We start from the raw sequence: 19465 nt of genomic DNA, 5'->3' as shown, positions 1-19465 counted from the left end.
TTACGAAGAATATTGTTCATGCTCTTGGGCAAGATTCAATTCCTCCAATATATTGTATCTTTTTTCATCTTTTCGTGATCGCACCATTATTTCACCAAGAAAACCAGCTAGGAACAGCTGGGTTCCTATAATCATGGAAGTCAGTGATATAAAAAATTCCGGACGTTCGGTAATCAATCGGGCCGTGGGATTTATAAAAAGCTTGTCCACACCTAAATACAGTGCAAATCCGAAGCCAATGATGAACATCAACACGCCGAGTGCTCCAAAGAGGTGCATAGGGCGTCTTCCGAATTTGGAAACGAACCAGATCGTGATCAAATCCAAAAATCCGTTTATAAAACGTTCCATTCCGAATTTTGTTTTACCATATTTCCGAGCTTGGTGCTGTACTATCTTCTCACCGATATTCCCGAAACCCGCACTTTTTGCCAAAACCGGTATATAGCGGTGCATTTCACCCCGTACTTCAATATTTTTTATTACGGTTTTTTTATAGGCCTTTAGACCGCAGTTAAAATCGTTAAGCTTAACTCCCGACGTTCTACGGGCAGCCCAGTTGAACAATTTTGATGGAATGTTCTTGGTGATGACGGAATCGTATCTTTTCTTCTTCCAACCGGATACGAGGTCGTACCCTTGATTTTGGATCAGGTCGTATAATTCTGGAATTTCCTCAGGGTTATCCTGTAGGTCGGCATCCATGGTAATGACCACATCACCTTGTGCGGCTTTAAAACCGGCATGTAAAGCCTGTGATTTCCCGAAATTCTTTGCGAACCGTATGCCTTTTACATTTGGGTTGTTTGCGGAAAGTTCAGAAATAATGGCCCAGGAAGCATCAGTGCTACCGTCATCAATGAAAAGGATTTCATATAAAAAACGATTGGATTGCATAACTGCTACAATCCAATCGTGTAGTTCTTTTAAAGATTCTTCTTCGTTAAGTAGTGGTATAACTACGGATAGGTTCATTTAAAACTTCTGAAATTCTTTTCAAAAGTACAATTTTGGCTTAGAACTTGTCGCAACTTTTTTATTTGAACCCATAAAAGAGCATATTTCTGATTCATTTCTAGTGCATTAAGAAGTGTTCTTTAATATGCAGGTTTTTGTTTTTTCAAGATCAATCCACTTATGAGGCCAAGAATCAAACCTATGATTATGTTCATTATAAGTATGAAAGGATAAGTAAGCCAAGCAAAACCTTTTTGCATTTCAATCCCTTGGTCAATTTGTTCTTCGGTTAAATTTGGATTATCTGCCATGGCTTTAACCTTTCCAATTTCATACATTTTATCCATGTAGTCTGGTTCTATGACGTTGGATAGTAAGAAGAAATAAATCAAACCGATGATTCCTGCTATCAATGCGATTCCGGTACCTATTTTTAATGCTTGTGAGATGGTCAAATAACCCTCGTTGGCCTTTTTAAATTGTAATATCCCTAAGAATATGGCCGCTACTGTAAGAGCTAAGCTAACGCCACGGATAGCCCATCCTTGGTCGTAATGCATGTCCATTGAAAATAGCATGAGTCCGAAAATTACACTGACAACACCCAGAATCACACCGAAATTTAATGCGAATTTCCCTGTTTTTGGTTCGTTTTGTTCCATTTTTTATCTAAGATTTAATTGGTTTTCTATATTAGTGGATTAATTGTAATTAATGTTACACTTAAAGGTACGAATATTTATTTTTTCTTTTTTGAACAAATAATTGTGATTTTGATAAAAAAACGTAAATTTGCAGCCTTAAAATGAATGCCTGTCGGAATGGGCGTTTTAAAGATTTTAAAAATGAAAAAAGGAATACACCCTGAAAATTATAGATTAGTTGCGTTTAAAGACATGTCAAATGAAGAAGTGTTTTTAACAAAGTCAACTGCTAACACCAAAGAAACTTTAGAGGTTGATGGTGTTGAATACCCTTTGGTGAAATTGGAAATTTCTAGAACATCACATCCTTTCTACACTGGTAAGGCTAAATTCTTGGATACAGCTGGGCGAATTGACAAATTCAAGAATAAGTACAAGAAATTCCAAAAAGAGGAAAAAAAGGAAGAAAAATAGAATAAAACTATTATTCGACAATAAACAGACGCCCTCGATAGTTAATATCGAGGGCGTTATTTGTTTACATTCAAATTTAAACTATGAATTATATTCTTTTTGATGGACCTGTTAGGGATTCATTGTTGCCATTCACCTTTACTAGGCCTGTAGCCGATATTCGCATGGGTATCCTGACCATTCGGGAAAAGTGGGAAAAATACTTGAATACCACCACGACAACGGTAACGGAGGATTATCTATCAGAACGATATCCTATGGTAGAAATGGAGGAAAATGTATTGATCAATGCGTCTTTCTTGCCTAATAAAAATCTAGTTGAAAAGGTGAGATCCCTTAAACCCAACCAAGCCATCTTATATGGTGAGGATGTAATAGCCTTTTACTCAAGAGAAGGCCAAGAAGTCGATTTCTCAACGTTTGAACAAATAGTCTTTGAGGAAAATGTATTACACATAGAGCATACATGGGATATTTTCTCAAAAAACGGGGAGGCACTTCAGGCCGATTTTGATTTAATAACCGAGGGGAGAACCAGTGAACCTTTATCAAATACCAATAGTGTAATACACCCTGAAAATATTTTTATTGAAGAGGGTGCCAGTGTTGAATTCAGTATTTTAAATGCTACGGAGGGGCCAATTTATATAGGCAAGGATGCCGAAGTTTGGGAAGGAAGCCTTATACGTGGCGGTTTTGCCTTGTGTCATAATGCGGTGGTGAAAATGGGAGGCAGAATGTATGGACCAACAACTGTGGGGCCCCATGGTAAAGTTTGTGGGGAAATTAGTAATTCGGTCATTTTTGGTTATTCGAGTAAAGGACATGAAGGGTATCTGGGCAATTCGGTTTTAGGGGAATGGTGTAATATCGGGGCCGATTCCAACAATTCCAATCTAAAGAACAATTATGCTAAAGTTCGTTTATGGAACTATGCAACCGAAAAATTTGAACAAACAGGGCTTCAATTCTGTGGTTTAATGATGGGCGATCATAGTAAGACCGCGATCAATACCATGTTGAATACGGGAACGGTCATTGGTGTCAATGCCAATATATATGTACCGGGCTTCCCAAGGAATTTTGTTCCAAGTTTTAGTTGGGGAGGAGCATCCGGTTTTACAACTTATTTGCCCCAAAAAGCATTTGAGGCGGCGAAAGTGATGATGGCGAGAAGGGGAGTGGAATTTAACCAACAGGATGCCGATATTCTCAATCACGTTTTTGAACAGACCAAAAAATGGAGAAACTACAAAAGTTAAAATTTACCGAAAGTAGGTGAAAACTACCAAGACGGTTATTTTGTAATATCCTTTTCCTTTAAGTAACAACTTCTAAAATTGGTATATTTGCACCCCTAATAAAAATTTGCTTAGGGTGCCCAATGCAATTCCGTATGAAGAAAGTAGCATTTTATACGCTAGGATGTAAACTCAATTTCTCAGAAACCTCGACTATTGCAAGAGATTTCCAGAAAGATGGTTATGAACGAGTAGACTTTTCTGAGAAAGCCGATATGTATGTAATAAATACCTGTTCGGTTACTGAGAATGCCGATAAACGTTTTAAGTCCATAGTACGGCAAGCGATGAAGGTGAACCCAGAGGCTTTTGTTGCCGCTATTGGTTGTTATGCACAATTGAAGCCGGAGCAATTGGCAGCTGTTGATGGTGTTGATTTGGTTTTAGGTGCTACGGAGAAATTCAAAATTGCGGATTATGTCAATGATCTTTCCAAGAATGACTACGGGCAGGTATATGCCTGTGAGATAGAAGAGGCTGATTTTTATGTGGGGAGCTATGCCATAGGCGATCGTACACGTGCTTTTTTGAAGGTACAAGATGGTTGTGATTATAAATGTACGTTTTGTACCATTCCTTTAGCTAGGGGTATTTCCCGAAGCGATACTTTGGAAAACGTGCTTAAAAATGCCAAGGAAATTTCCGAAAAAGGAATAAAGGAAATTGTACTTACCGGAGTGAATATCGGTGATTTCGGTAAAGGTGAATTCGGCAATAAAAAGCATGAACATACTTTTCTTGATTTAGTACAGGCATTGGACAAGGTTGAAGGTATTCATCGTTTACGTATTTCTTCTATAGAGCCAAACTTGCTGAAAAATGAAACTATTGATTTTGTGGCTGACAGTAACTCGTTCGTGCCCCATTTCCATATTCCTTTACAGAGTGGGAGTGATGGTGTATTAAAGCAAATGAAACGTAGGTATCTAAGCTCGCTTTATGTAGACAGGGTCAATAGGATAAGGCAGACCATGCCACATGCATGTATTGGCGTAGATGTTATTGTCGGGTTCCCAGGGGAAACCGATGAACATTTTTTGGAAACCTATCGTTTCTTGAATGAACTTGATATTTCTTATCTACATGTATTTACTTATTCGGAAAGGGATAATACACCGGCGGCAAGTATGGAAAATCCGGTTCCGTTGAAAGTCAGGGCGAAAAGGAGTAAAATGCTCCGTGGATTATCGGTTAAAAAACGAAGGGCATTTTATGAAAGTCAGTTGGGAACGACCAGAACGGTATTGTTCGAAGGGGAAAACAAAGAAGGCTATATTCACGGCTTTACAGAGAATTACGTGAAGGTAAAATACCCATGGAACCCTAATTTGGTAAACACCTTACAGCTGGTGGAACTTACCGAAGTCGATGTTGACGGAATAGTACGTATTAAATTTGTTGAGCGTGCCGTTACGGCATAAAAAAACCTGTTAAGTACTGATTAAGTGCCGAACAGGTTTGGATACTTTGTTCAGGTAGTGTTTAAATACGAATTCCTACCGGAAGCATTTCTTTGTACTGTCTGTTTTTTCTCAAGAATCCCGCAATTTGTGGACTCGTTGGTACTACTCTTAATTTTTGCTCTTGTATATGATGTAAAACAGACTTGATAAAATCCTCTTTAAAACCTTCTTTAGTGATTTCTTCTGGGACTACTAATTTGGTCAAAAACACTTTACGCTCTTGTGAAGAATATTCGATCTTAGCAAGGTGACCTTCGACAGTAGTTTCAAATTGGCGTAAGAAACTATTGTCTTTAATTACTACTTCGTTCATATAGTTTGTTTTTAAAATTCGTATAGTCAGAAAAAGTCACGATAAGATTAAATGTTATCGTAATTTCATATTTTTACGTGGTTGTTGATGTTTCCTAAGGGTCATTCCAGAACAGAATACAAAAGTACTAATAAAAATACGATTTTCCTAAGAAATCCGTAAGGTTTAGCTATATGAGTCAAGAAAAAACGCAGGTTTACCTTATGCCGGGTATGGCGGCCAATTCATCAATATTTGAAAATATACATTTGCCTAGGCAGGATTTTGAGACGCATAGATTGGAATGGTTCGTGCCTGACGATCGAATGTCCTTGAATGCATACGCCGAGAAAATGGCAAGGAATATAAAACATGAGAATCCTGTACTGATCGGCGTTTCCTTTGGAGGGATTCTGATTCAGGAGATGGCCAAATTTTTGGATACAAAAAAATTGGTTTTGGTTTCCAGTGTAAAGAAGACCGAAGAACTACCGCGAAAGATGCTTTTTGCCAAATATACCAAGGCTCATAAACTATTGCCGACCGGTTTAGTGAATAATGTTGAATTATTGGCCAAATATGCTTTTGGGGAATCGGTGCATAAACGACTCGAGCTTTATGAGCGTTACTTGTCTATTCGGGACAAACATTATATCGATTGGTCAATTGATCAAATCGTTAATTGGAACCAAGTGGAATGTCCTGGTAACCTGGTTCACATACATGGGGATAAAGATGCTGTTTTTCCAATTTCGCATATTAAGGATTGTATATCTGTAAAGAACGGCACACATACCATGATAATACACCGTGCCAAATGGTTTAATGAGCATCTGCCCACAATTATTATGCAATAACCGAGTTTGTATATTGTGCAAGAACGTATACATTTATTGGTAAATGGGTACCAATGTGGTTTTTTGACCAATGGTGATGTATTACGTTAAAGAAGTATGATATTGATTTTTATTGTGTTTCTTTAGTACCTTTGAGTTTAAATTAATCTGGAGATATGAAGATTTTAAAAAATATATTGATGTTATTGGGCGTGTTTTTTGTAATTACCACCCTCATTTTCGCCGTGCAGGAAAGTAATGAAACGGAAAACCAATTAATTGAAGATGTTGCTGATAATGGTGGGGATAAAAGGGTATCCGATACCTATAGGATTTCTGCTATCGAGATTCCGGAAGATTTGAATTTTGCCGGGGAATTGGTGCCTCAGGATGATCCTGAGATCATGGAGCGTATAGATAGGGAATTTTTAGTGAATACATATTGGCAGTCAAACGCACTTTTATTAATGAAGAGGGCCAATAAGTATTTTCCCGTAATTGAGCCAATTCTTGCCAAAAATGGTATTCCTGATGATTTCAAATACTTGGCGGTAGCTGAAAGTGCCTTGACCAATGTGGTTTCCCATGCCGGTGCTACCGGTTTTTGGCAAATCATGAAAGGTACGGGTAAGGAATACGGCCTTGAGGTAAATGCGAACGTCGATGAACGTTACCACTTGGAGAAATCTACCCAAGTTGCCTGTGATTATTTGAATAAGTGGAAGAATAAATATGGAAGTTGGACACTTACGGCTGCAGCATATAACGCAGGTCCCGGGGCTATCAATAAATTTATGGGAATCCAAAAGGTAGAGGATTATTATGATCTTTTACTCGGACAAGAGACGGGAAGGTACGTTTTCAGGATTATGGCGATAAAAGAAATTCTTTCAAATCCTGAAAAATACGGCTTTGAAATTGAAAAGGAAGATATGTACAGTGCCGTTCCTACGTTTAAGGTCGAGGTCGATGAGCCTATTGCCAGTTTTGCCGATTTTGCACAGAAGTATGAGATTAATTACAAAATCCTAAAAAGGCACAATCCATGGCTTAGGGAGCCTCATTTGAACAATGCTTCAGGAAAGAAGTACATCATAGAAATTCCGAATAAAGGCTATTACAAGTCCGCTAAATAGTTATGTTTTCTTTTTTAAAAGAAAACCTTTGGTCAATACTTTTAGGGGTTAATTATGTGCTGGTCGTTCTTTTTTCCTTACTTATCGTACTAAAGAACAAAAACCCGGTTAAGACCCTTTCATTTTTGTTTATACTGGCCATTCTTCCTTTTTTCGGTATTTTCATTTATTATTTTTTTGGTCAGGATTACCGAAAACACAAAATTTTCGAGAAGAAGTATATTTTCGATAATGAATCATTGAAAAGATGGAGTGAAAAATTCGGTCTTAATAGGGTGGAGCGCTTTGATTTTAAGAAAGAATACGGCGATGGAGCCTATAAAATCTATAATTTATTACGTAATAATGGGAAGGCGGTACTCACTTATGAGAATGAAGTAAGTATTTTGGTCAATGGGGAACAAAAATTTGAACGACTGAAGATAGATCTTGAAAATGCAGAAGACCATATTCATATGGAGTATTTTGTATTTAAGGATGATGAACAGGGGATCAAGATAATTGAATTGCTTTGTAAAAAGGCAGAACAAGGAGTACGGGTGAAGTTGCTTTATGATGATGTGGGTAGTGCCATTTCATCAAAATCAAAAAAAGTTATGACAAATAGTGGTGTACTGCACCATGCTTTTTTGCCGGTACTGTTCTCGAATTCAACGAGTAAGATTAACTATAGGAACCATCGTAAAATTGTAGTTATAGATGGTAAAATCGGTTATTTGGGTGGAATAAATATTGACCAAAAGTACAATAATGACTATTCGAATATTCGATATTGGAGAGATACACATTTGAGGATACAAGGAGCTGCCGTTGGAGCCTTGCAATCCTCTTTTTTCTTAAGTTGGAATTTCACCGCCAAGGATGATATTGAATTGGAGGAAAAACATTTTCCCAATTCCAGACCAATTGCCCAAGACCCCGTTGCGGTACAAATCGTAGCGAGTGGTCCCGATACAGACTGGGAGAATATTATGGAGGCCATGTTCACGGCCATAAATACGGCAAAAAAAAGAATTTATATTACAACACCCTATCTCATTCCGAACAGTCAGATACTTACGGCATTGACCACAGCTTCGAGAAGTGGTGTGGATGTTAGGATCATTATTCCCAAGAAATCCGATTCATGGGCGGCTCAATACGCCACGGATTCTTATATTGAACAATTGGCGCGTTCCGGAATCAGAATTTTCAGGTACCACAAGGGTTTTGTACATGCAAAGACGATGATCATCGATGATTACTTTTCAAGTATAGGTACGGCGAATCTGGATTATCGTAGTTTTTCGTTGAATTTTGAAATCAATGCCTTGATTTACAACACTCGAATAAATCAACAAATGGGGGAAATATTCCTTAACGATCTGTTGGATACCGAAGAAGTGGACTATGAAAGATGGATAGAGCGTGGATTGACCCGTAAAATTCAGGAATCTATCAGTAGATTATGGGCTCCTTTGCTCTAAACTAAATCTTTTTCATTTGCTGCTGCATCATTTTGATTTGATCGGTAAGCATATTGCTCTTGTCTAGCTTTTTAGCCTCGTTCAATAGCATGGTAGCTTCCCTTTTTCGACGTTTCTGCATGGCAATGCCTGCTAAACTCAATTTGGCCATGGCGGTGTCATAATCCATCGTAAGCCCTAATTTCAGGGCCTTTTTGAAATATTTTTCAGCTTGTGTAAGATTCTTTTGCGAGAGTATTATGCCGTGTAGATAGTTGAAATACCCTTGTTGTTTTGTGATCAGTGCAGCTTCAGGGTTTTTGATTTTATCCAACCATTTTTTGGTTCCTTCCAAATCTTGCTTACGCATTCTTAGAAAAGCAAGTAAAATAATCTCATTCCTGAAATAAAGGAAAATGAAAATAAGAGAAAAAAGTATCAAGGATATGCCGTTTCCGATGTTTCCTTCAATAAATTGATAAATGGCATAGGCAATGATCAAGCCGGCTATAACGAGTTTAATATTCTTGTTGAACATGGTATTTTACTATAGTTTGTGGTAAGTTTATCCAAAATCGGACTTTAAAACCCTTGGTGGACAAAAGTAATAAAAACCATCTTGTAGCTTGTTAACCTATTAGAAAAAAATATTTTTTTGATATGGTTTGTCAAAGAGAAAACTCTTTGTATATTTGCGCCCAGATTTTGCAGAGGTGTTTGCGGAATTTATAAGACAATAAAAGTTTAAAATTTAGCCAGATAATGAAAAGAACATATCAGCCATCAAAAAGAAAAAGAAAGAATAAGCATGGCTTTAGAGAGCGCATGGCAACCGTTAATGGTAGAAAGGTTCTTTCTAGAAGAAGAGCAAAAGGAAGAAAAAAGTTATCTGTATCCTCTGAGCCGAGACATAAAAAATAAATGTTTGAAAATTCTTTATAATATTAAGGTGTTACTTTTATCAAAGTAGCACCTTTTTTTTATCCTTGTAGTATCTAAAACAAAACTGAGAGCATGCCAAAAAGAAAAGATTTAAAATCAATTTTGATAATAGGGTCAGGTCCAATTGTAATCGGACAAGCTTGTGAGTTCGATTATTCGGGGTCTCAAGCACTTAGAAGCCTTCGGGAAGATGGTATAGAAACCATCTTGATCAATAGTAATCCGGCCACGATCATGACCGATCCTACCATGGCCGACCATGTTTATTTAAAACCCCTGACCACAAAATCTATTCTTGAGATATTAAAGGCGCATCCACAGATTGATGCGGTTTTACCTACCATGGGAGGTCAGACCGCTTTGAACTTGTGTATTGAGGCTGATGAAAAAGGAATATGGGAGGATAATAATGTGGAGATCATTGGTGTGGATATCGATGCGATAAATATTACCGAAGATCGTGAGAAATTCAGGGAGTTGATGCTGAAGATCGGGGTGGGCATGGCGCCACAGGCTACGGCAACATCTTTCTTGAAAGGAAAGGAAATAGCCCAGGAATTCGGTTTCCCATTGGTAATCCGAGCTTCTTATACCTTGGGTGGGGCAGGAGCTTCCATTGTATACAAGCCAGAGGATTTTGATGAGTTGTTGAGTAGGGGTCTCGAAATCTCGCCCATTCACGAGGTAATGATCGATAAAGCCCTTATGGGGTGGAAAGAATATGAATTGGAGTTGTTACGCGATAAGAACGATAATGTCGTTATTATATGTACTATTGAGAATATGGATCCCATGGGTATACATACAGGGGACTCCATTACCGTAGCACCGGCTATGACACTATCCGATCGCACTTACCAAAGAATGCGCGATATGGCCATTAAAATGATGCGTAGTATAGGGGATTTCGCCGGTGGATGTAATGTTCAATTCGCTGTGAGTCCTGATGAGAAAGAGGATATCATCGCAATCGAGATCAATCCTAGGGTTTCGCGTTCTTCCGCGCTTGCCTCCAAAGCAACGGGTTATCCAATAGCAAAAATCGCTTCTAAATTGGCCATTGGTTATCATTTAGATGAGTTGGACAATCAGATTACCAAATCAACATCGGCACTTTTTGAGCCTACTTTGGATTATGTAATCGTTAAAATTCCAAGATGGAATTTTGATAAGTTCGAAGGTTCTGATAGGACTTTAGGCCTTCAGATGAAATCGGTAGGTGAGGTAATGGGTATTGGACGTTCTTTCCAAGAGGCATTGCACAAAGCAACCCAGTCCCTGGAAATTAAGAGAAATGGACTTGGAGCTGATGGTAAGGGGTATAAGGATTATGACCAAATTATCAATAAGCTCACTATTCCCGGATGGGATAGGGTTTTTGTGATTTACGATGCCATTCAATTGGGTATTCCCTTGAGTAGGATCCATGAGATTACAAAAATTGACATGTGGTTCTTAAAACAATATGAGGAGCTACATTTTCTAGAAAAGGAAATATCGCAATATACGATTGCCAGCCTTCCAAAAAGTTTGTTGTTAGAGGCCAAGCAAAAAGGTTTTGCCGATAGGCAGATAGCCCATATGCTCGATTGTTATGAAAGTGAGGTTTATAACAAAAGGGAGGAACTTAATATCAATAGGGTATATAAATTGGTAGATACCTGTGCCGCAGAGTTTAAGGCAATGACTCCTTATTACTATTCAACTTTCGAAGCTGAATACGAAACCGCTGATGGGGTAAAAAAGGTAGAGAACGATAGTGTCGTTACAGATAGGAAGAAAATAGTGGTCCTTGGTTCAGGACCAAATCGTATAGGTCAGGGAATTGAGTTCGATTATTGTTGTGTTCATGGGGTTTTGGCAGCTGCGGAATGCGGTTACGAAACCATAATGATCAATTGTAACCCTGAAACGGTTTCTACGGATTTCGATACGGCAGACAAACTATATTTTGAACCTGTATTTTGGGAGCATATATATGATATAATCCGGCATGAAAAGCCTGAAGGTGTTATTGTCCAATTAGGTGGACAGACCGCTTTGAAATTGGCTGAAAAGTTGGATAAATACGGAATCAAGATTATTGGGACTAGCTTTAAGGCCTTGGATTTGGCCGAGGATAGGGGAAGCTTCTCTACTCTGTTGGAAGAGAACAATATCCCTTTCCCACAGTTCGGGGTGGCCGAAACAGCTGATGAAGCTTTGGAACTGGCAGATAAACTCGATTTTCCTTTGTTGGTAAGACCATCTTATGTTTTGGGTGGACAGGGAATGAAGATTGTGATCAATAAAGAAGAACTTGAGGCGCATGTGGTAGATTTACTTCGAAAAATACCGAACAACAAACTACTTTTAGATCATTATTTAGACGGGGCCATAGAAGCTGAGGCAGATGCCATCTGTGATGGGAAAGATGTTTATATCATCGGGATTATGGAGCATATTGAACCTTGTGGGATACATTCCGGGGATTCTAACGCAACATTGCCGCCATTTAATTTAGGGGAGTTTGTTTTGCAACAGATAAAAGACCATACCAAGAAAATCGCATTGGCCTTGAATACGGTCGGTTTGATCAATATTCAATTTGCGGTGAAAGATGATATGGTCTATATCATCGAAGCAAACCCAAGGGCGTCAAGAACGGTGCCTTTCATAGCAAAAGCCTATAAGGAGCCTTATGTGAATTATGCCACCAAGGTAATGTTGGGTGAAAAGAAGGTGAAGGATTTTAAATTCAATCCTCAATTGGAAGGTTTCGCTATAAAGCAACCGGTTTTCTCTTTCAATAAATTTCCGAATGTAAATAAAAACCTAGGTCCTGAGATGAAGAGTACAGGGGAGAGTATCCTTTTTATCGATAGTTTAAAGGACGATGAGTTTTATAACCTTTATTCAAGAAGAAAGATGTACCTATCCAAATAAAGGGTAATAGGCTTTATAAGATTGAAAATTAAATGATTTACGGAAGTACATAAACCTTTGGTTTAAGTGCTTCCGTATTTTTTTAAGTAATACCATTTCGCTTTTTATACCTCCCAATCCGTATGGAAAATACCTTCTGTATCGGTTCGTTCGTAGGTATGGGAGCCAAAATAGTCACGTTGGGCCTGAATAAGGTTCAAAGGCAAACGGTCGGCGGTGTAACCATCAAAATAGGTCAGTGCATTGCCCAAACCGGCCAATGGTACGGCATTTTTTATGGCGAGTGATACCAAATTACGCACAGTAGGCACGGTGTCGTTTATTTTAGAGGCAAACGCATCATTCAACAATAAGTGTGTTGGAGCATTTGTTTCGTTAAAGGCCTTGGCAATATTTTCCAGTAGACCTGCCCTGATAATGCAACCTGCCCGCCAAATTTTGGCTACGGTTTGCATATTTAAGTCGTACCCATATTCTTTGGAAGCTTCTGTCAATAGATGAAAGCCCTGTGCATAGGTTAGGATATAACCAAAATATAAAGCTTCTTCAGCCCATTTCCCAAGTTCCCCTTTTTCAATCTGGTCAATTTTTTTCTTTGGATATAAGGTTTTGGCTTTAATACGTTCTTGTTTGAAGGCAGAGAGTTCCCGCATACTTACCGCAATATCTATCGTAGGAATGGGAATCCCTAGGTCCATCGCATTTTGGGAGGTCCATTTGCCAGTGCCTTTTTGCTTGGCCTTGTCTAAGATCATATCGACCAAATAGCCATCGGTCTTGTCATCTTTTTGTTTTAGGATGTCCGCTGTAATTTCAACCAAAAAGGATTGTAGTCGTCCTTTGTTCCAAGTATCGAAAAGGTCGTGCAATTCAGGATTGGAATAGTTACCTACTTTTTTAAGTAAATCGTAAATTTCTGAAATCAACTGCATTAATCCGTACTCAATACCATTGTGGACCATTTTAACGTAGTTACCGGCCGATTTAGGGCCTAAATACGCTACACAGGCTTCCCCTTTAAAATCTGCCGCTACAGCTTCAAAAATCGGTTTCACTTCTTGGTAGGCTTCTTTTGATCCCCCGGGCATAATACTCGGGCCTCTTCTGGCACCTTTTGCTCCACCAGAGACACCTGCTCCGAAAAAATGGATTCCTTTTGATTTTAAATAAGATTCCCTATGATCGGTATCCTGATAAAACGAATTTCCGCCATCGATGATAATATCATTCTTATCCAAATAAGGTAAAAGACTTTCTATAACCGCGTCTACAGCTTTGCCGGCAGGTACTAGAAGCATGAGTTTTCGTGGACGGGACAAGGCTTCAATGAAAATAGGGGCAGAGGTAGAGGCATTGATTTTATCTGTATCTCCGCCTTCCTCTAGTAGTGAGGCGACTTTTTCTTCGTCCAAGTCGTGGCCATAGGCCGAGAAGCCATTGTCTGCGACATTTAAAATGAAATTACGACCCATAACACCAAGTCCGACCAATCCAAAATCATACTTTTTCCGTTCCATTATCGTCCTATGAATTTTTTAATTCGATCTGTACGTTCTCGCCTGTTAAATTTTCCAAGTGGTCATCGGCCTTGAACGTTTCCGCCTTATATTTTGAACCTCTCTTTAAGGCCTGTTCTTTACGTCTTAAACTTCTACTGAAACGCCTTACCCCTTGGTGGTCTTTGATTATCAATCCTGGAACCGGAACGTTTTTACCATTCCCATCTTTGGCGACCATGGTGAAATACGATGAATTACAATGTTTTTTCTCTCCTGAGGTAATGTTCTCCGATTCTACACGAACTCCCACGACCATTGAGGTTTTCCCCGTATAATTAATCGAGGCCCGAAGGGTGACCAGTTCCCCTACCTCGATCGGATTCAAAAAATCAACTTTGTTAACCGATGCGGTAACGCAATAGTGCTGAGAATGTTTTGAGGCACAGGCGAATGCAATTTGATCCATTAAATTCAGGATATGCCCACCATGCACCTTGCCACTAAAATTAGAATGGGAGGGAAGCATTAATTCCGTAATGGAAACGTGTGATTCCTCGGCCGATTTGAATTTCTTCATTTGTTATTGTCTAAAGTGTGGGGATTGTTCTTTTTCTACCTTAGTGACGAAATATTTGGTGTCTCCCAACCAGAAAAAGGTGGCATAGCGTTCTACATATACCAGTTTCACGTACTCTCCTTGGTATTCCTTTAATTTTTCAATACTCTCTTTATCCTTGTCCAAAACCGAAAAAGAGAATATTTGAGCCCCTGAAATACCTTGGCTAATTTCGCCTTCCCAAGTTTTTGCAATGACCCCTTTCCTACTTATTTTGATTAATTCACCTGAACGAACCCCTTCACTGTAGGGCACAAAATATATAAAGGCATATATTAAAAGGAAAACAACGATTATTGCCGTAATGGTCAATGCTAGGATTTTCTTCATAATTTTAATTTAGGTTCTTCTTCAAAGTCGTCTTCCTGTGCGCGTTTCAGTATAGGTTCTGGAAGTGATTTTTTTGCCTTGGCACCCATTTTTTTCAATTTTTCGATGCTGGTTACCAAGTTGCCACGACCTTCTACCAATTTGTTCATTGCACCTTTGTATTCGCTTTTCGCTTCGTCCATTTTTTTACCCACTTTGGTCAAATCGGTCACGAAACCTTCGAATTTGTCATATAGGGCACCGGCCTGCCGGGCTATTTCAATAGCGTTTCTTTGGTGTTTCTCATTGTTCCACATACTGTCGATGGTTCGTAATGTGGCCAAAAGGGTAGAAGGGGTAACGATTACGATATTCTGTTCAAATGCTTTGTTGTACAAGGTGTTATCTTGGTTAATGGCTATGGCGAATGCCGGTTCAATAGGGATGAACATCAAAACAAAATCCGGACTTTCCATTTCATAGAGGTCCTCGTATTTTTTGGCAGAAAGTTGATCTACATGTTTTCTTATGGAATTGATGTGGTCTTTCAGGAATTTCTCGCGCAAATCTTCCTCCGCATTGATATATCGCTCATAGTCGGTGAGGGATACTTTGGAATCCACTACCATTTTTTTACCATCGGGAAGGTTGATGATGACATCTGGGAGTACTCGGGAGCCATCCTCCCGTGTAAAACTTTGTTGAACGGAATATTCGCGATCTTTCTCCAACCCTGATTTTTCGAGTACGCGCTCCAAGACCAGTTCCCCCCAGTTCCCTTGCATTTTACTATCACCTTTCAATGCTTTGGTCAGGTTTTCGGCTTCTTGGGTAATTTTCAGGTTTTGGCTTTGTAAGTTCAGTAGTTGTTCCTTAAGTGCGGAGTGCATGCTTATACTTTCCTTTTGGGAAGTCTCTACGCGATCCTCGAACGTTTTGATCTTTTCTTGTAAAGGGGTTAAGAGATTCTTAATGTTCTTTTGGTTCTGTTCCGTGAATTTTGTGCTTTTTTCATCTAGGATTTTATTCGCTAGATTTTCAAATTCCTTGGTGAACTTTTCCTGAAGTTTTTCTACTTCGGCCTTTTGTTCCTTGTTTTTTAATCCAAGATGCTCTAGATCTGCTTGGTAACGAACAATTTCATTTCCTAGGTGTTCTTTCTCCAAACGCAAATCTTCTTTTTCGTTTTCCAATGCCAGAATACGGTTTTCCAAGGTTGATTTAGCAAGTCCTAACTGCCTATTTTCCTCTTCCAAGGTACTTTGGTTCGATTTTGTTTTTAGATTTTGGATGTAATTGCCCAAAAAATATCCAACGGCAAGACATATTAGTCCAATGAGTAGATAGATAAGATATGCGTTCATTAGTGTTTTGGCTTCTTTAGAGTAAAGATAAAGGTTTGACTTTAAAAATATAAACGAACTTTAGGTTACTTTTTTATTTTAAAAGAACCTGTTTTTGCATCAAATGTAACCGTATCCGAAGGAAATAAACGTTCAAAAGCTTGTTTTTGGATTAATTCACAGGGTTCGCCAAAATCATGGCTCTCCTTATTCATGATCAAGATCTTATCACAAAGTTGAATGGTCATTTCAATTTCATGGCTGGTAAACAAAATGGTTTTTTGTGTATGGTGGGCAATGTGTTTCAAAAGCTTCAATATCTGTACTTTGTGATGCAGATCTAAATGCGAGGTAGGCTCATCCAATAAAATAATGGAAGTATCTTGAGATAAAGCCCTGGCTATCATTACCCTTTGTAATTGACCATCACTCAATTCGTAACACTTTTTGTGTTTTAAGTTTTCCAATCCGATCATGGAAATGGCCTCTTTTATTTTGGTTTTGTCCGTTTCAGATAATCTGCCGATCCAATTGGTGTAAGGTTGTCTACCCAATGCAATAAGTTCTAAAACGGTAAGGTTTTTGGAGGCCAAGGGTTCGGTAAGTACAACACTAATGGTCGATGCCAATTCAATAGGCGAGTGTTTTTTTAAATCCTTCCCATCCAATTGCACAGAACCTGAAAGTTTCGATTGTACGTTCCCAAGGGTTCTTAGTAGGGTAGATTTGCCAATACCATTAACCCCGACAATAGCCGCCAATTCACCGTGCTCCAGTTGAAAGTCTAATTCCTTGGCGATGACGGTTATTTCATTTTTGTTGCGGTACCCGATGCTCAGGTCATTGACTTTCAGGGCGGTATGTGTTGTTGTTTTCTTGTTCATACCTTTATTAAAAGATCATTTTCTTTTTTCTTACTAAAAGCCAAATCACCACAGGTGCCCCAACAATCGAAGTAATTGCATTGATCGGTAATACATTGGCTGAACTTGGTAATTGTGCAATGGTATCACAGATCAACATTAAGATTGCTCCGTAAACCAAAACTGCAGGCATCAGAACCTTATGGTCGGTGGTATTGAATATCTGTCTTGTTAAATGGGGTACGGCAAGGCCTATGAACGCTATCGGCCCGGCAAAGGCAGTTATACCACCAGCCAACAAACCAGTGGCAATGATGATTTTGTAGCGAGCCATGTTCATGTTAATACCAAGGCTACGGGCATAATTTTCACCTAAAAGCAGAGCATTTAGGGGTTTTATCGACAAAATACTGAGGATTGCCCCAAGTACGATTATTGTCAAAAGGATCAATAATTGGGACCAAGTTAGGTTGCCGACACTACCGAAGGACCAATAAATGTATTGTTGTAATTTTTCCGCATCGGTAAAATAGGAAAGCACACTCACAATCGCGGCCGTAATACTCCCGAACATCAGACCGATAATCAGTAAGGCCATAGTGTCCTTTATGCGATAAGAAACGACTACAACGACCAAAAGCACCAAAAAACTGCCTATACTTGCCGCAATGGCCAAAGACAAATCGTTTACGATTCCAATAGCAAATACGCCTGAAAACAATGCGGTACCCATAATCAATAATGCCGCTCCCAAACTTGCCCCGGAACTAATCCCCAATACAAATGGGCCGGCCAAAGGGTTTCTAAAAAGGGTTTGCATCAAAAGTCCGCTAAGCGCCAAACCACTACCAACAAATATCGCGGTAAAGGCTTTGGGTATTCTGTAATTCCATATAATGTATTTCCAAGAATCATTGGTCAATTCCCCACCGAAAATCGCATTAAAAGTATCTTTAAAAGGAATGGTCACCGAACCTAGGCTTATGTTTACAATGAAACAAACGACCAAGGCCAGTAGCAATAGTACTAATGAGGTTTTATATTTGGTGGTGTTTTCCAATTAGTTCAACGGCTTAAAGAAAAATAGTTCATGTTGGGGCAATATTTCGGGATGGAAAATATGGATCAAATCCTTCAATATTAAATCGGGCCTATTGGGCCCCAGTTCAAAATAAAGGAGTCCGCCAGTGGCCCCTTTGGTTTTTGCAAAGGTATAAACCTTCTTATTTTGGAAGGCTTTAAAATTCAAGTAATGTTGATTTGCCTCTTTCATCTCCTGATATGAAGTAAACTGTGAAGGGGAAATCCAATATTCCGCATCTATCCCTTTTTCCAAAACACTTTCAATACTCAGGTTAAGACTGCCAGTCTGTTTTGTATTCGACCATGGGTAAGATGTGTTGGCATCTTTTAAGAACATGGCTGCCCAACTATTTCCGCCAGGTAAGTACCAAACATCCTTGTATAAGGCTCCGCTTAGAACCTCAGGTTTGTTTTCTGCATTTTGGGCCAAGGTCTTAACATGGTTGTAAGAATCCGCGATTTCCCTGAAAATTGAATCTGCTAGCTCTTCTTTTTGAAAGAAAGGGGCTATGAATTTAATCCATTCGGCCTTGCCTAAAGGAGTTTCCTCGGTCCAATCGCCATTATAAACAACAGGGATATTGGAACGCTGTAGGGTTTCATAAGCTTTGTTCTGATTATTGATGCTGAAACCTATAATGACTTCAGGATTCAATTCAATGACCATTTCGGTGTTGATCGATTCATTATTACCCAACTCTTTTATTTTACCAGCAACGATTAATTCTCTGGTTTTTTTTGATGATATATATTGGGTGTCGGGAAAACCTTTCAAAGCATCAATTACTCCTAAGGCTTCCAATGTTGGAATATGTGTTGTTGAGGTTGAAACGATATTATGTACGGGTACCCCGATTATAGCGTCGAATTCTTCTTTATTCAGTGTAATTGTAGCTAATTTTTCTTTTGGGACCAATGCATATTTATAACTGGTTTGGGCATTGGGCCATGGTGAAGAAACATTGATGATGGTAATCCCTGAACCTGTTTTCTCTACCGTAAACCCTTTTGCGTATTCAATGGCAATGGTTTTTGTTTCCAATGTTGAAGGAAATGTTTCTTTTGGTTTTTCCTTACAAGAAAAGAACAGGCAGAAAATAAAAGGAAGAAGTAGAGTGAATCTCATTTTAATGTTGGGTATTTTTCAATATATTCGATAAAAATGATCGCAAGGTAACAAATGTCACAATTCTAGAATGGATGGAATTTTACTTTTGTTTAAAATTTAAATATGCGTGATAGCTCAAATACCACTATTTATATAATCGCAGGGATTATAATACTTCACTTTGTGGTGGGCTTTATCTGGTTGGCCATAAAACTTAGCAAAAAAAAGG

General features: G+C 38.8%; 19 protein-coding genes. 8 read left to right on the top strand and 11 right to left on the bottom strand.

Annotated features, from left to right (window positions below; genetic code table 11):
- Together GJ691_RS18315 and GJ691_RS18310 are read right to left on the bottom strand one after the other, a co-directional pair.
- On the bottom strand, positions 1 to 975 hold the full coding sequence (locus GJ691_RS18315) for a glycosyltransferase family 2 protein (RefSeq protein ID WP_154369610.1): 975 nt from the start codon (positions 973 to 975) through the stop codon (positions 1 to 3).
- A gap of 122 nt (positions 976 to 1097) precedes the next feature.
- Complete coding sequence (locus GJ691_RS18310) at positions 1098 to 1619, bottom strand: DUF4199 domain-containing protein (RefSeq protein ID WP_154369608.1); 522 nt, start codon at positions 1617 to 1619, stop codon at positions 1098 to 1100.
- A 183-nt stretch (positions 1620 to 1802) separates the two neighbouring features.
- On the opposite strand from GJ691_RS18310, the gene GJ691_RS18305 reads away from it, so the two are divergent.
- The 3 genes from GJ691_RS18305 (at position 1803) to mtaB (ending at position 4797) form a co-directional block, all read left to right on the top strand.
- Positions 1803 to 2075: a type B 50S ribosomal protein L31 gene (locus tag GJ691_RS18305; RefSeq protein ID WP_154369606.1), complete on the top strand. Its 273-nt coding sequence runs from the start codon at positions 1803 to 1805 to the stop codon at positions 2073 to 2075.
- An 83-nt stretch (positions 2076 to 2158) separates the two neighbouring features.
- A complete protein-coding gene (locus GJ691_RS18300; RefSeq protein WP_154369604.1) occupies positions 2159 to 3337 on the top strand; it encodes a GlmU family protein in 1179 nt (392 codons plus the stop codon).
- Positions 3338 to 3471: 134 nt separating this feature from the next.
- Positions 3472 to 4797: a tRNA (N(6)-L-threonylcarbamoyladenosine(37)-C(2))-methylthiotransferase MtaB gene (gene mtaB / locus GJ691_RS18295; protein ID WP_154369602.1), complete on the top strand. Its 1326-nt coding sequence runs from the start codon at positions 3472 to 3474 to the stop codon at positions 4795 to 4797.
- Positions 4798 to 4858: 61 nt separating this feature from the next.
- Here mtaB and GJ691_RS18290 read toward each other — a convergent pair whose 3' ends face one another.
- On the bottom strand, positions 4859 to 5152 hold the full coding sequence (locus GJ691_RS18290) for a GNAT family N-acetyltransferase (RefSeq protein WP_154369594.1): 294 nt from the start codon (positions 5150 to 5152) through the stop codon (positions 4859 to 4861).
- Positions 5153 to 5325: 173 nt separating this feature from the next.
- Between GJ691_RS18290 and GJ691_RS18285 the strand changes: the two genes are divergently transcribed.
- The 3 genes from GJ691_RS18285 to cls all read left to right on the top strand — a co-directional run bounded on the left by GJ691_RS18285 (position 5326) and on the right by cls (position 8569).
- Complete coding sequence (locus GJ691_RS18285) at positions 5326 to 5988, top strand: alpha/beta fold hydrolase (protein ID WP_154369593.1); 663 nt, start codon at positions 5326 to 5328, stop codon at positions 5986 to 5988.
- A gap of 155 nt (positions 5989 to 6143) precedes the next feature.
- The gene (locus tag GJ691_RS18280; RefSeq protein WP_154369591.1) at positions 6144 to 7103 is read left to right on the top strand and encodes a lytic transglycosylase domain-containing protein; all 960 of its coding nucleotides are present in this window, start codon (positions 6144 to 6146) and stop codon (positions 7101 to 7103) included.
- A 2-nt stretch (positions 7104 to 7105) separates the two neighbouring features.
- On the top strand, positions 7106 to 8569 hold the full coding sequence (gene cls / locus GJ691_RS18275) for a cardiolipin synthase (protein ID WP_154369589.1): 1464 nt from the start codon (positions 7106 to 7108) through the stop codon (positions 8567 to 8569).
- A 1-nt stretch (position 8570) separates the two neighbouring features.
- Here the strand turns inward: cls and GJ691_RS18270 are convergent, their stop codons facing one another.
- Complete coding sequence (locus GJ691_RS18270) at positions 8571 to 9086, bottom strand: DUF2892 domain-containing protein (RefSeq protein ID WP_154369587.1); 516 nt, start codon at positions 9084 to 9086, stop codon at positions 8571 to 8573.
- A gap of 224 nt (positions 9087 to 9310) precedes the next feature.
- Between GJ691_RS18270 and rpmH the strand changes: the two genes are divergently transcribed.
- Positions 9311 to 9469, top strand: a complete 159-nt coding sequence (rpmH, locus tag GJ691_RS18265) for a 50S ribosomal protein L34 (protein WP_089887732.1) — start codon at positions 9311 to 9313, stop codon at positions 9467 to 9469.
- Between the two features lie 93 nt (positions 9470 to 9562).
- A complete protein-coding gene (gene carB / locus GJ691_RS18260) occupies positions 9563 to 12415 on the top strand; it encodes a carbamoyl-phosphate synthase large subunit (protein WP_154369585.1) in 2853 nt (950 codons plus the stop codon).
- Between the two features lie 104 nt (positions 12416 to 12519).
- On the opposite strand, the gene gndA is transcribed toward carB, so the two are convergent.
- From gndA to GJ691_RS18225, 7 genes are all read right to left on the bottom strand, one after another.
- A complete protein-coding gene (gene gndA / locus GJ691_RS18255) occupies positions 12520 to 13932 on the bottom strand; it encodes an NADP-dependent phosphogluconate dehydrogenase (RefSeq protein WP_154369583.1) in 1413 nt (470 codons plus the stop codon).
- Between the two features lie 7 nt (positions 13933 to 13939).
- Positions 13940 to 14491, bottom strand: coding sequence for an acyl-CoA thioesterase (locus tag GJ691_RS18250; protein ID WP_154369581.1), 552 nt, complete (start codon positions 14489 to 14491; stop codon positions 13940 to 13942).
- 3 nt (positions 14492 to 14494) lie between these two features.
- Positions 14495 to 14860 (bottom strand): 6-phosphogluconate dehydrogenase, encoded by a 366-nt coding sequence (locus GJ691_RS18245; protein WP_154369579.1) that lies wholly within the window; start codon positions 14858 to 14860, stop codon positions 14495 to 14497.
- Positions 14857 to 16203, bottom strand: a complete 1347-nt coding sequence (locus GJ691_RS18240; protein ID WP_154369577.1) for a DNA recombination protein RmuC — start codon at positions 16201 to 16203, stop codon at positions 14857 to 14859. Before GJ691_RS18240 ends, GJ691_RS18245 begins: the two co-directional genes overlap by 4 nt.
- A gap of 65 nt (positions 16204 to 16268) precedes the next feature.
- The gene (locus tag GJ691_RS18235; RefSeq protein ID WP_154369575.1) at positions 16269 to 17066 is read right to left on the bottom strand and encodes an ABC transporter ATP-binding protein; all 798 of its coding nucleotides are present in this window, start codon (positions 17064 to 17066) and stop codon (positions 16269 to 16271) included.
- Between the two features lie 7 nt (positions 17067 to 17073).
- Complete coding sequence (locus GJ691_RS18230) at positions 17074 to 18105, bottom strand: FecCD family ABC transporter permease (protein WP_154369573.1); 1032 nt, start codon at positions 18103 to 18105, stop codon at positions 17074 to 17076.
- Complete coding sequence (locus GJ691_RS18225) at positions 18106 to 19254, bottom strand: ABC transporter substrate-binding protein (protein ID WP_154369571.1); 1149 nt, start codon at positions 19252 to 19254, stop codon at positions 18106 to 18108. It lies immediately after the preceding gene.
- Positions 19255 to 19465: the final 211 nt, after the last annotated feature.

This window comes from Maribacter luteus, from assembly GCF_009674825.1.
In the GTDB taxonomy this organism is placed as follows: Bacteria; Bacteroidota; Bacteroidia; order Flavobacteriales; family Flavobacteriaceae; genus Maribacter_A; species Maribacter_A luteus.
This window is presented reverse-complemented; position numbering and strand designations above follow the sequence as displayed.

What these genes read in the sequence shown, in the direction of transcription:
- GJ691_RS18225 (WP_154369571.1), bottom strand. Translation starts at nt 19,254, where the DNA reads ATGAGATTCACTCTACTTCTTCCTTTTATTTTCTGCCTGTTCTTTTCT.
- GJ691_RS18270 (WP_154369587.1), bottom strand. Translation starts at nt 9,086, where the DNA reads ATGTTCAACAAGAATATTAAACTCGTTATAGCCGGCTTGATCATTGCC.
- GJ691_RS18250 (WP_154369581.1), bottom strand. Translation starts at nt 14,491, where the DNA reads ATGAAGAAATTCAAATCGGCCGAGGAATCACACGTTTCCATTACGGAA.
- cls (WP_154369589.1), top strand. Translation starts at nt 7,106, where the DNA reads ATGTTTTCTTTTTTAAAAGAAAACCTTTGGTCAATACTTTTAGGGGTT.
- GJ691_RS18285 (WP_154369593.1), top strand. Translation starts at nt 5,326, where the DNA reads ATGAGTCAAGAAAAAACGCAGGTTTACCTTATGCCGGGTATGGCGGCC.
- GJ691_RS18235 (WP_154369575.1), bottom strand. Translation starts at nt 17,066, where the DNA reads ATGAACAAGAAAACAACAACACATACCGCCCTGAAAGTCAATGACCTG.
- GJ691_RS18290 (WP_154369594.1), bottom strand. Translation starts at nt 5,152, where the DNA reads ATGAACGAAGTAGTAATTAAAGACAATAGTTTCTTACGCCAATTTGAA.
- GJ691_RS18315 (WP_154369610.1), bottom strand. Translation starts at nt 975, where the DNA reads ATGAACCTATCCGTAGTTATACCACTACTTAACGAAGAAGAATCTTTA.
- GJ691_RS18305 (WP_154369606.1), top strand. Translation starts at nt 1,803, where the DNA reads ATGAAAAAAGGAATACACCCTGAAAATTATAGATTAGTTGCGTTTAAA.
- rpmH (WP_089887732.1), top strand. Translation starts at nt 9,311, where the DNA reads ATGAAAAGAACATATCAGCCATCAAAAAGAAAAAGAAAGAATAAGCAT.
- carB (WP_154369585.1), top strand. Translation starts at nt 9,563, where the DNA reads ATGCCAAAAAGAAAAGATTTAAAATCAATTTTGATAATAGGGTCAGGT.
- GJ691_RS18280 (WP_154369591.1), top strand. Translation starts at nt 6,144, where the DNA reads ATGAAGATTTTAAAAAATATATTGATGTTATTGGGCGTGTTTTTTGTA.
- GJ691_RS18310 (WP_154369608.1), bottom strand. Translation starts at nt 1,619, where the DNA reads ATGGAACAAAACGAACCAAAAACAGGGAAATTCGCATTAAATTTCGGT.
- GJ691_RS18240 (WP_154369577.1), bottom strand. Translation starts at nt 16,203, where the DNA reads ATGAACGCATATCTTATCTATCTACTCATTGGACTAATATGTCTTGCC.
- gndA (WP_154369583.1), bottom strand. Translation starts at nt 13,932, where the DNA reads ATGGAACGGAAAAAGTATGATTTTGGATTGGTCGGACTTGGTGTTATG.
- GJ691_RS18245 (WP_154369579.1), bottom strand. Translation starts at nt 14,860, where the DNA reads ATGAAGAAAATCCTAGCATTGACCATTACGGCAATAATCGTTGTTTTC.
- GJ691_RS18300 (WP_154369604.1), top strand. Translation starts at nt 2,159, where the DNA reads ATGAATTATATTCTTTTTGATGGACCTGTTAGGGATTCATTGTTGCCA.
- mtaB (WP_154369602.1), top strand. Translation starts at nt 3,472, where the DNA reads ATGAAGAAAGTAGCATTTTATACGCTAGGATGTAAACTCAATTTCTCA.